This is a genomic window from Anaerocolumna xylanovorans DSM 12503 (assembly GCF_900143645.1).
Classification (GTDB): domain Bacteria; phylum Bacillota; class Clostridia; order Lachnospirales; family Lachnospiraceae; genus Anaerocolumna; species Anaerocolumna xylanovorans.
The window spans coordinates 171,367-183,623 of sequence record NZ_FRFD01000006.1; the positions used below are offsets into that span (position 1 = coordinate 171,367).

Sequence of the window (12,257 nt, forward strand, 5' to 3'; positions counted from 1 at the left end):
AGTGGCATACTTTATTCTGACTAAAATTTATTATACATTATAACTAATACAAAAAAATATATTGACATTAATATGTGAGTTATATATAATGAAATCAAAAATAACGTTAGTCAATAGTAGGTAACAAAACAGGAAACAAATAAAGAACAAACAAGAAAATAAGAATATAAAAGCTGTACAAAAGTCATTGTACTAAAAGGAGAGACTGTATGAATCAAGATCAGAACATAATACCGGTCAGTGCCAAAGTATTGTATGAGAATTTTAAAAGCCAAGACAGCAAAATATGCGGAACTATTCACAGCTTTCGGGATATGGGAGAACTGGATATATATAATCCTTCAGTTCCTTTTGACTTAAATGGTGTTACATATATTGCCGGGCGTGTTGAAAGCAGAGAAAGAGAACACTCAAAGGTTATGTTTTTTAGAAAAGAAGAAACTGGTTGGATTTTATGCAGGGAGGCGATAGTTCTTGAGCTTCAGGATCCTTTTGTTACCATTATAGACAATGAACTGATACTTGGAGGAGTCCGGGTAGACTGGGATGAGGCCACCGGATGTGCAAAGGCATGGTACACGGATTTTTACAGAGGCACAAATCTTAACAATTTGACCTTGTTTGCTTCTGGGCCAAGACATATGAAGGATATCCGGCTGGTTCAGCTGCAGGATAAACGAATTGGGATATTCAGCCGTCCTCAGGGACAGAAAATGCTTGAGGAATATGGCTGCATTGCAAAGATTGGATTTACAGTGGTGGATTCTTTGAAGGATGTAACCGCAAAGAATATCGAAAATGCGCCTTTTTTGGAGGGACTCTTTCTTCCGGACGAATGGGGAGGCTGTAACCAAATACATCTTTTAAAGAATGGTAATCTGGGAGTAATAGGTCATATAGCATATGGAGAAAATATTGGAGATGAAAAATACCTGCATTACTATGGTATGGCTTTTGTTTTGAATCCCCATACCGGAGAAAGAAGTACTCCCAAGGTAATAATTACAAGAGATTGTTTTCCGGAAGGGCCGGCAAAGGCACCAAGGCTGAAGGACATCACTTTTACGGCGGGAATACAGCGCCGGGATGATAAAAAAGCGGTTATTTACACGGGGCTTAGCGATGCACAGATTGGCAGTGCAGTCATAAATGATCCCTTTGCAATATGGGAGAACGGAATGGAGAATTTAAAATGAAGATGTTAAAACAGCGAAAAACAGCCAGAAAAACAAATTCTGTAATCTTTGAGTTATTAAAAAATAAGGGTTTATACTTTATGGTTCTGCCAGGTGTTATTTATTTTTTTATCTTTAATTATCTTCCTCTGGTTGGTGTTTATTATGCATTTGTAGATTATAAACCTATGGCGGGCTGGTTTGGTCTAAAGAGTAAATTTGTCGGATTTGAGAATTTTAAGTATTTTTTCGCTTCCGGAAGCTGGATAAAGATAACGGTTAATACTCTGTTCCTTAATATGCTGTTTATCACAACGGGTTTAATCGCACAGTTATTAATGGCAGTATTGATTAATGAAATTTCGCGTAAATGGTACAAGAAAGTTACCCAGACCTTTATGTTTCTTCCGAATTTCCTGTCTTGGGCGGTTGTTTCGGTCTTCGCTCTGGCATTATTCGGAACCGATGACGGATTGATTAATAAGATGCTGGGTTCTTTCGGTATGGAACAGGTACCTTTTTACCAAAGCGCCGGGGTGTGGCCCCTATTGCTGGTATTAATAAGGCTTTGGAAAGGGGTAGGTTTTGGAACAGTAGTATTCCTGGCAGCCATATCAGGCATTGGGCAGGAAATGTATGAGGCAGCAAAGGTTGACGGGGCTAACAGATTTCAACAGATTGTCTATCTGACAGTGCCGATGCTTAAGACAACAACAGTAGTGCTCCTCATCTTATCGGTAGGCAGTATCTTTGTAGGAGACTTCGGCATGATTTATGCCCTTCTTGGAGATAACCCTCTTCTTAGAGGTACGACAGATGTTATTGACACTTTTGTATACAGAGCATTAAGGACGCAAAATGACATTGGCATGTCAACCTCAGTCGGCCTTCTTCAGTCAATCCTTGGAGTTATTTTTGCAGTGGGAACGAACTACATAGCGAAAAGAATTGATGAAGACAATAAAGTATTTTAACGTTTTGCAAGCTTACGGAAAGAGGGAAAGAAAATGAAAGATAAAATCTTTGATCGTATTGTGCTGATAACGGCGTATGTGCTTACCGGTACATTTGCTGTAATATGCCTGGTACCGCTGTGGATGGCATTTTGTGCCTCCTTTACAAATGAAAATACCTTAATCAGAGAAGGTTATTCTCTGCTGATAAGACATTTTGATATCACTTCTTATAAGATTATCTTTACAAAGACCAATACTATTTATAAAGCATATTTGGTTACCGTAAGCATGACGGTGCTCGGGACGATGCTAACAGTATTTTTCACAGCCCTTACTGCGTATCCTTTATCGGTTAAGGGATTGAAATACGGCGGGAAGATAAATTTGTACATCTATTTAACCATGCTGTTAAACGGCGGTCTGGTACCGAACTATATTCTTATTACAAGGGTCCTGGATTTAAAGGATAATTTCCTGGTATTAATCATTCCTGGAATGATAAATGCCTATAACATCTTTCTGATGACCAATTATTTTAAAACACTGCCGGCTTCTCTGGCGGAATCCGCTAAAATGGACGGAGCAACAGATTTTAAGATCTTTATCCGGATAATACTTCCGCTTTCTAAGCCGATTCTTGCGACAATAGCGCTTTTTGCGGCAATGGGATACTGGAATGAATGGTATAAAGTATTGCTTTATATAGAGAAACCTGACTTATATACGTTGCAGTTTTTGATTATGAAGCTCCAGCGGGAACTGGATTTTCTCAAATCTGAGTTGGGAGCAAGGGCTATGGAAGCCATGGGGAATGTAACCCTGCCGTCTCTTGGTATCAGAATGGCTACGGCAATGCTTAGTATCGGCCCCATTGTGTTGGTATATCCTTTTTTGCAAAAGTATTTCATGAAAGGAATCATGATAGGCTCTGTGAAAGAGTAGAGGGATTTAATGCAATTATCAGCTGAATTGCGCGCAGGTTGATGATTGTTTAAATAAGTATTTTGACAATTAAGAAGGACATAGGAGAAGGAATTTAAACTAGGAGGTAAAAATTATGAAGAAAGCAGTAGCGGTATTATTATCCATCTTAATGGTAATGACTTTGTTTGCCGGATGCAGCAGTAAGAAAGATGCGAATGAGAATACATCCGGTAATAAAACAGCTGATGTAACAAAAGAAGCAGGGGAGACTACTGATACACCGTCTGCTCAGGCAGCAAAGGATCCTTATGAGATAACCTTTTTATATCCCGGAGAAGCAGCGAAGGATATGGATGTTGTTTTGAATGAGTTTTATGCAAAAACAAAAGATACTTTGAATCTAAAGCTTAATTTTCTTTATGGCGGTTGGGATGATATCGGACAGAAGGTATCCTTAAAAATTTCAGCAGGTGAGAAACTGGATTCCGCATTTCTTGCACAGTGGACTGCTCCGTCTATTCAGGAAGCAGCTTTGAATGACCAGTTGGTAAACCTGGATAAATATTTTAATAATGACCAGTATCCCGGACTGAAAGCAGCTTTTTCCGAAGATTATTTAAGTACAAATAAATTCCTGGGTTCTGACGGGGAATATCATGTTTACGGCATTCCTTTTTCTAATTCTTATGATGCCGGAGCGTATTTGTATTATAGAAAAGATTTAGCCGATAAATATGGAATCACCGTTAAAGGTGTAGATGATATTGAAGCTTATTATGATGCAATTCTGGCAAATGAAAAGGGAACGACTCCTCTGGCATTTTTAGGTTCACAGGATCAGCTAATGAACGCGTTTTACAGTAATAATGAGTTAGCAAAGCACAATTATTCAAGCAGAGGATTAATGCCAGGGGGTGTTCTGGCAGGAGGAGTTATTATTAAGGATGACGGTACTGCTTATGTATCCAGAAGCTATCTGCCGGCACTGGATCCGGAATATGCAAAATATCTGGATGCTAATGATAAATCCAAGAGTGATCCCTATTGGGCATATAAAATAGCAGTCAGATTCTATCAGAAGGGTTATATAAGCAAGGATGTTTTGAATACCACCGATGCACAGGCAGACTTTATGGCGGGCAGGGCAGCAAGTGTAATCCGTGGTGCGGATGTTTTTAATACCATAGCTACTCAGTTTAAAGAATCCTTACCCAATGCAGAGCTTGGTTACATTCCTTTTAATACTTTTGTGGCAAATGAGGCAGAACATCAGTCAGGTACTACTTTCCAGGCATGGAACTTTGCAACGGTTCCTGTTACCTGTGAGAATCCTGACCGTGTAATGGAATTCTATGATTGGATCTTCCAGTCACAGGAAAACCATGATCTCTTTGAACTTGGCGTGGAAGGAAAACACTGGAAAGCAGCAGATAATAGCAAATATGAGGTGACAGCTAACCCGGATACCGGAAATACTTATAATTTCGGCGGTTATTTAATGACCTGGAATCCTACAATGTTAAAAGTATCTTCTTCTATTCCTGATGATGTATACAACTATGTAAAGAAATTCTCTGATGAGAAATATTTCTATAAGGACATTACTTCCGGATTTTCATTCAACAGCGATTCGGTTAAGACAGAAGCAGCTTTAATTTCTGATGCCATATCCATAAGGACTGCTTTAGGAAACGGTATGATGGCAGACTATGAATCTGAAATAGCTAAGCTGGATAAGAAATTAAAGAACTCCGGATGGGAAAAGTACGCAGAAGAATTCGAGAAACAGTTTAACGAATTTTTAAAGACACATCCATATGAAGGTCAGTAATTAAGATAATATTTAAGGCTTTGGGCGGAGAAGCGATTCCCCGTCCAAGCATCTTTCACTATGAAAGGCATGGTTATTGATATGTATGAACAAATGTTACATGAAAGTAACTGCGATGTGGTTGTGGTGGGTGCAGGTCCTTCTGGAATATCAGCGGCAATAGCGGCAGCGAGAAACGGTACTAAAGTCATCCTTCTTGAGGAAGATTCCCTTCCCGGCGGAGCCCCTGTAGATATGTATGTCTGCATGACATGCGGTGATCCGCGTGTGGGCATTTATAGAGAATTGCTGGACTTTTTGAATGAAAACCATACCATTGATATGGAGCCGGTCATTCCCTTTCATGCAGGAATGGACGATAATAATCATTGGTGGATGCCGTATTCTTACGCACATACCATCAGTCATTTTCTAAGCCAAGAGCCGAATATCCGGTTGATTACGGGTGTACGTGCTACAAGTATATTATGTAAAGAGGATTCTAACGGACAAAAAAAAGTATCGGGTGTTATTGCGAGCCACGGATTTGGTACTCAGCCGTTGGTAATTCATGCGAAGGTTACGATTGATTCGACCGGAACAGGTATACTGGCTGAAATGGCTGGGTGCGATGTAAGATATGGAGCTGATACAAAGGCGGATTTTGGTGAAGAATATGCCCCCGATGAAAGAAATAATCGAGTAATGCCCTGTACCCTGATGTATATCACACAACGCATGAGTGGAGATACTATGCCGGATTTTTCGGATTTCAGAGGCGGCGGATTTGTTGAAGATAAACTTTATAATTGGTCATCCAGTATATATACGGAAGCTTTGGCCAGGAATAAAGGAATTTATCTCCATTGGGGAGCAACTGTAGAATGTGCGGATACAAGGGATGATATGCTTTTGGGAGAAGCATATATGCAGGCGCTGGTTCAGATAGAACATAATGCGAAAACTTGGTATGAGCATGGATTTACTGTACAGGCAGCACCTAAAATCGGTGTGCGGGAATGCCGGCGTGTGATGGGAGACTATGTCTTAACGATATATGATATGCTTAAAGGGAATTTTGAATATGATACGATAGCTGTCAGTAATTATGGCGTTGATTTATGGGGCTCTGCAAAGATTGATGAAAAAGGACTTAACAAAAAGTTTCGGACTTATGGCATTCCATATAGAAGCCTGCTTCCCAAACATACCGAAGGTCTTTTAATAGCCGGAAAATGTATCAGCGGCTCCCGCTTTGCATGCAGCTCCTATCGCGTACAGCCTATTGTGGCCTCCATAGGCCAGGCATGCGGAACGGCTGCGGCAATCAGTGTCAAAGATAATATCCAATTACGTGAAGTGTCTGTTACAAAAGTTCAGTCTATATTACAAAAATGTGGAGTGATAGATAGTTTATAATGAAACTTTAAAGACATATCCATATGAAAGTCAATATTAAACAGAAAGCGGCATAGATTTTGGATAGTCCTGCCCCCATCCAAATATCTTAAGAACGGGAGGTTTGCCATGAAGCTTAAAGAACAAAGGGAAGTGTTTGAGAGAGAGAAACAGATATATGAAAGCTGCAAGGTGAAATTCCTTGGTGTAGATGGATTTGATGTTTATAATTCTTCCATTCCGTTTTATTGGAATGGTAAAAGGTACATTTACGGAAGAGTTGAGAAGAGGAATGAATGGGCGAGGTCCTGGGCAAGACTTTTTGAAGAAACCGGCAGGGATGAATGGACATTGGTACAAGGTGATATGATTTACCAGCTGGAAGACCCCTACATAGCAGTTATTAATAGAGAGCTGATTCTTGGAGGTACTCACGTAAGGAAGAAACAAGGAGTCGTTGATACCTATTACGGGTATTTTTACAGAGGTGAAGATATACATGATTTGAACTATTTTACCACAGGTCCGGATTATATGAAGGATATCCGTTTGGTTCAACTAAAAGACAACAGGGTGGGTGTGTTTTCCAGACCCAGGAGTGAGGAAATCAGAGCCCTTCACGGAAGCGAATCCATAATCGGGTTTGCGGTAATAAACGATATCAGTGAATTGAATGCCGATGTTATCAATAATGCAGCAAAGATCGACGGTCTGTTTGAAGAGGATGAATGGGGCGGCTGTAACCAGTGCTATTATCTGGACAGTGGAAAAATCGGTGTTATCGGACATAAGAGTTATAAAAGAACCGATAAAGATGGAAAGGACATTCTGGCATATATGAACATGTCCTTTGTATATGACATGAAAGAGCACAAGGCTTTGGATGTCAAGATTATCGGAACCAGAAGCTGTTATCCGGAAGGTCCTGCAAAAACGCCGGCTCTGGTGGATTGCGCTTTTACATCCGGAATTGTAATGCGGGAGGATGGCAAAGCAGACTTGTACAGTGGTATCGGCGATGCGGAAGTTGGAAGGATCGTAATTGATTATCCCTTTGAGGGATATGGCAAAATAGTAAGCACAATATAACAGCAGGAATGCTTGGATAAGCAGAAAGTAGAATGCAGCGCACATCATGAATAATAGTTTTGGTATGATAGCGGATATACAAAGATGTTCCACCCATGACGGACCGGGAATACGGACAACGGTTTTTTTAAAAGGCTGTAATCTCCGCTGTGCATGGTGCCACAACCCGGAAACGGTTGATAGCAGGGAAGAATGGATGTACTATCCCGAAAAGTGTATTGGATGCGGTTTATGCAGTGAAGGCTGTTATTCCGGAGCCAAGGTGCTTTGCGGCAGAAAGATGACAGTGGAAGAGGTTATACGGACAGTAAAACTTGATGAGCCGTATTATTCCGGCGGAGGAGGAATGACAATTTCCGGCGGGGAGCCGCTATTGCAGCCGGAATTTACTTACAGGCTCCTGGAGGCAGCAAAGAATTGCGGTATACATGCTGCCATAGAAACCAATTTGACATTACCTTGGAAAACAGCAGAACCGATTGCAGAGCTTTGTGATTTGGTGATGATGGATATAAAATTATGGCAGGCGGATTTGCACCGGAAATGGACGGGCGGTGATAACCGGAATGTATTAGCCGGCCTAAAGGAATTATCGGCCAGAAAGAAACCTGTCATAGTAAGGACGCCGGTTATTCCCACTGTAAATGACAGGGTGGAAGAAATAAGCTGTATTGCTGAATTTGCAGCAGGATTTGATAATGTATTGTACTACGAACTGCTGCCTTACCATCCGCTTGGACAGTCCAAACAGCTGAAGGAAGGAGCATTCAAGCCGGAAATATTTGAAAAACCGGATAATTCTACAATGCTTAAGCTTGCATCAGCAGCCAGGAGTTATGGTATTAAGGTTTTGGTAGCGGGAAAAGAAATGCGGGACATTATGGATTATAATCCAAAGAAGGAGTCAGGATGGATAGAATGACATGGCAGGACAGGGCTGATCTGCTGCGTAAGAAGAAGGTGCAGCATACCCAGCAAAAGAAAGAAAAAAACGGATTTATGGATGCTGACGATTATGGTACGGTTCCTATGCCTGACAGCTTTACTTTTCAGGCAATACCAAATCACAGCAATGGTGGATTTTACGGTCCTACAGGGTGGTCTGTTAACTTTGAAGCATATATGAAAGAGTATCCGGTATATGTTGACCCCCTTGAGATATTATGCGGAAGATGGCGGGGGATGTTGATTCAGCATGCCAAGGGGTGGCCGCAGGATCTGTATCCGTATGAGGAATTAAAAAGGGAGCAGGAACTTTATGGCATTACAACCGGTATTGGTGCGGATTCTCATTTTGCCGGAGATTTTTCCATTGGACTGGCTTTAGGCTGGGGAGGCTTGCTTTCTAAGGTACGCGATTACAGGGACCTTCACGGTGAAGAAAAAAAGGAATTTTATGATGCCGAGGAACGAATCATTCTGACGATACAACACTGGATAGGGCGTCATATTGAGGAAATTAAAAGACTGCTCGAGGAAGAAAAAACGCCGGAAATCCGGGAAACCCTTGAAAAGATGCTAAGGTGCAACGAATGGGTGATAGAAGGTGCGCCCAGAACCTTTCTGGAGGCCTGCCAGTGGGTGGCCTGGTTTGCCACGGTGTCCAGGATATATGACAGAGACGGCGCGGGCTTTAATCTGGATGTACTTCTTTTGCCTTATTATGAAAGGGATACAGCAGCAGGAATACTGGATGACGGGGAGGCAAGATTTATAATTGCCAATCTTTTGCTCATTGACACCCATTACTATCAGGTATCCGGAGCAGATATAGATGGAAACGATTTAACAAACCACTTGTCCTATCTGGTATTGGAGGGAGCACATATGCTCAACATCTCCAATAATCTTACCGTAAGGTATCATGACAACATGGACAGGGAATTTTTTCATAAGGCAGTGGAGTATCTTTTTATAGACAAAAATGGATGGCCAAGGTTCTCAGGGGATACCGGTCTTATGAACTACCAGAAGAATAAAGGGGTTACCAAGGGCGACGCCAGAAACCGTATTGCCGTCGGCTGTAACTGGATGGCGGTACCGGGTAAGGAATATCCTTTAAATGACTGTATCAAGATCAATGTGGCAAAGGTACTTGACATTGCCTATCATCAGATGATGCAGGGAGAGGATTATTCTCTTGAGAAATTGATGAAAATCTTTGAAGAACACCTAAAGCGTGCGGTGGAAGTGACTGCCAAAGGAATAGACATTCATTTCAAACATATGCACAAGGTAATGCCGGAGCTGGTTTTGGATCTGATTATGCATGGGACCCTTGAGAAGGGCCTTAACATAAGCCAATGTGCACAACTTTGCACAGTGGGCATTGACGGAGTGGGTCTGGGAACTATTGCCGACTCGCTGGCAGCCATAGAACAGCGGATAGTTTTGGAAAAGAAGCTTTCCTGGCAGGAGCTGTACAAGGCAATACAAAGTAACTTTGAGGGTGTATCCGGTGAACGTACCCGATTGATGCTTAGAGCCTCTGAGCGTTACTGTCAGGGGGATTCTCTGGGAGATAAGTGGGCAGTCAGAGTCAGTGAACTTTTTGCCAGACTTGTAAAGGAACAGCCGGTACCGGAGGGCAGGGAACTGATTCCGGGATGGTTTTCCTGGTCCAGCACTATCATGTTTGGCAAACAGGTCGGAGCCACCGCCGACGGACGCAGGGCCTTTACTCCCGTTACCCATGGAGCGAATCCCAATCCGGGTTTTCGAAAAGACGGAGCTCCCACCTCCATGGCTACGGGTATAGCGAAAGTCCAACCGGGTTATGGCAATGCGGCACCTCTTCAACTTGAGATGGATCCCCACCTGTCGGCTCAGGAAGGCGGTGTGGAAAAGGTAATGCAGCTGCTGAAAACTCATATGGATATGGGTGGTACCTTGATTAATATTAATGTTTTGGACAAAGAAAAACTGATGGAAGCCCATAGAGATCCGTCATTGCATCCGGACCTGGTTGTAAGAGTAACCGGATTTACGGCATATTTTGCAACGCTGTCACCGGAATTCAGGCAGCTGGTAGTAGACCGGTTTGTGGAGGGCCTTTAGAAGGATGTTTCAACAAGAAAGGATGGCTGCGGTAAGCAGCAGGTGTATATATGTTTAAGGAGAATGAGATTGTTTTATTTCAGGGAGACAGTGTGACTGACTGCGGCAGAAACAGGGAAGATGAAAATGATATGGGTCCCGGGTATCCTCTGCTGATTAGTTCGTGGCTTCAGGCCAGATATCCCGAAAAAAATATCCGCTTTATAAACAAGGGAATATCAGGAGACAGGGTTTGTGATTTAGAGGCGAGATGGAATGAGGATTGTACCAGCCTGAATCCTACCTTTGTTTCTATCCTGATTGGCATCAATGATACATGGAGGCGTTATGACAGCAATAATCCGGTTTCAGCAAAAGATTTTGAAGATACGTATAGAAGAATCATCTCACAGGTAAAAGAAAAGACCGGTGCAAAAATAATGCTGTGCGAACCCTTTGTTCTGCCTTTTCCGGAGGACAGAACACAGTGGAGGGAGGATCTGGATCCAAAGATTCACGCTGTAAGGAATCTTGCCAGGGAATTTCAAACCCTGCTCTTACCTCTGGATGGACTATTCAACAGTGCCGCAGCGCAGAAAAGCCCGGAATTCTGGTCAGCGGACGGGGTACATCCTACCATGGCAGGCCATGGACTGATAGCACAGGAATGGCTTAGAAAAGCAGGATTTTGATGGAATGCAGTAAAAACAGTATATTGTAAGTGCAAAGGCAGATACTCTGAAAAAGTATCTGCCTTATGTATTAGTATTCCTGATGCACCATAATTTCTGGTCAGAACTTATACCGCTACATAAAATCTTAATGGAAATTTAAGGAGGAGCATCTGGTTCTAAATGCTGCCGATATGGTAAAGTAATAGAAAGACTTTCTGATTACAGGAGAAAGATTGATAAGGGAGGTTGGTATGTTACTTTTATTTTCGATACTGTTTTTGATTGCAGGTATTTTCTGTGTGTCCTATACCTTAATAATAACAGCCTATTCCGGGGCAGGGACAGCCTTTTTATGGTTTTGGATTATGGCCGGGACGGGGAGCCTTATAGCCTCTGTACTTTTCATGGTATTGCATCGGAAGAATATTTCGTTTCACAGGATATGGTATTGGTTATTTCTGTTTTTGATCCTATGTGCGGCCGGTGTGTTTCTTCTGGTGGAAGGGAATATTTATATTGCGGGGAGAGGGAAGGTTTCAAACAACGCAGAATACATGATAGTGCTGGGAGCCCAGGTTAGAGGAAAGACTGTCTCCAGAGCCCTTAAGAACCGCCTGGATACCGCCTGTAAGTATCTGAAGAAGAACACAGGAACAGTTGTTATCGTATCAGGAGGACAGGGAAGAGGAGAAGAGATATCCGAGGCGTTTGCTATGAAAAATTATCTGGAGAGTAAAGGGATTAATGGAGACCGGATATTGCAGGAGGATACATCGGTTAACACCTATGAGAATCTGAAAAACAGCAAAAAAATCATAGACAGCAGGGGGGACTTTAGAGACAGTTCCGGTAAGGTCGTTATAGTTACTAATAGATTTCATGTTTTCCGGGCAACATGTCTTGCCAGAACCCAGGGAATTAAAGGAGTTCAGGGTCTTGGTGCACCCAATGATGATATTCTGACCCTGCATTATTATGTCAGGGAATTTTTTGGAGTGATAAAGGATGTGCTGCATGGAAATATGAAATGGAATTGGCTGTCATAAGCTTTTATTTTGTGCAAAGTGCACAAAAAATCGCCATAAATTTTTTCGAAAAATTTCGAAAAAAATGTTCTTAAAAATCTTCTCCTATGATATGATAAGGTAGTGGACAATGCTGGAAGAGAAAATCAAACTTTCTTCCTAAAAAATTC

At 41.9% G+C, this 12,257-nt stretch carries 10 protein-coding genes; all 10 read left to right on the forward strand.

Features of this window, described 5'->3' with window-relative positions:
- Window positions 1-209: 209 nt before the first annotated feature.
- The 10 genes from BUF11_RS11250 (at window position 210) to BUF11_RS11295 (ending at window position 12,108) form a co-directional block, all read left to right on the forward strand.
- Complete coding sequence (locus BUF11_RS11250) at window positions 210-1,196, forward strand: DUF1861 family protein (RefSeq protein ID WP_073588948.1); 987 nt, start codon at window positions 210-212, stop codon at window positions 1,194-1,196.
- Window positions 1,193-2,149: an ABC transporter permease gene (locus BUF11_RS11255; RefSeq protein WP_073588949.1), complete on the forward strand. Its 957-nt coding sequence runs from the start codon at window positions 1,193-1,195 to the stop codon at window positions 2,147-2,149. Before BUF11_RS11250 ends, BUF11_RS11255 begins: the two co-directional genes overlap by 4 nt.
- 33 nt (window positions 2,150-2,182) lie before the next feature.
- Window positions 2,183-3,073 carry a carbohydrate ABC transporter permease gene (locus BUF11_RS11260; protein ID WP_073588950.1) on the forward strand — a complete coding sequence of 297 codons (891 nt, stop codon included), beginning with the start codon at window positions 2,183-2,185 and terminating at the stop codon, window positions 3,071-3,073.
- A gap of 115 nt (window positions 3,074-3,188) precedes the next feature.
- Window positions 3,189-4,886: an ABC transporter substrate-binding protein gene (locus BUF11_RS11265; protein WP_073588951.1), complete on the forward strand. Its 1,698-nt coding sequence runs from the start codon at window positions 3,189-3,191 to the stop codon at window positions 4,884-4,886.
- A 60-nt stretch (window positions 4,887-4,946) separates the two neighbouring features.
- A complete protein-coding gene (locus tag BUF11_RS11270) occupies window positions 4,947-6,284 on the forward strand; it encodes an FAD-dependent oxidoreductase (RefSeq protein WP_073588952.1) in 1,338 nt (445 codons plus the stop codon).
- A gap of 108 nt (window positions 6,285-6,392) precedes the next feature.
- Entirely contained in the window at window positions 6,393-7,352 is a 960-nt protein-coding gene (locus BUF11_RS11275; RefSeq protein WP_073588953.1) for a DUF1861 family protein, read from the forward strand.
- Window positions 7,353-7,398: 46 nt separating this feature from the next.
- On the forward strand, window positions 7,399-8,274 hold the full coding sequence (locus BUF11_RS11280; protein ID WP_073588954.1) for a glycyl-radical enzyme activating protein: 876 nt from the start codon (window positions 7,399-7,401) through the stop codon (window positions 8,272-8,274).
- Window positions 8,262-10,409 (forward strand): pyruvate formate lyase family protein, encoded by a 2,148-nt coding sequence (locus BUF11_RS11285; protein WP_084558608.1) that lies wholly within the window; start codon window positions 8,262-8,264, stop codon window positions 10,407-10,409. Before BUF11_RS11280 ends, BUF11_RS11285 begins: the two co-directional genes overlap by 13 nt.
- Window positions 10,410-10,459: 50 nt before the next feature.
- The gene (locus BUF11_RS11290; RefSeq protein ID WP_073588955.1) at window positions 10,460-11,080 is read left to right on the forward strand and encodes an SGNH/GDSL hydrolase family protein; all 621 of its coding nucleotides are present in this window, start codon (window positions 10,460-10,462) and stop codon (window positions 11,078-11,080) included.
- A gap of 233 nt (window positions 11,081-11,313) precedes the next feature.
- Window positions 11,314-12,108, forward strand: coding sequence for a YdcF family protein (locus tag BUF11_RS11295; RefSeq protein ID WP_073588956.1), 795 nt, complete (start codon window positions 11,314-11,316; stop codon window positions 12,106-12,108).
- Window positions 12,109-12,257 lie beyond the last annotated feature (149 nt).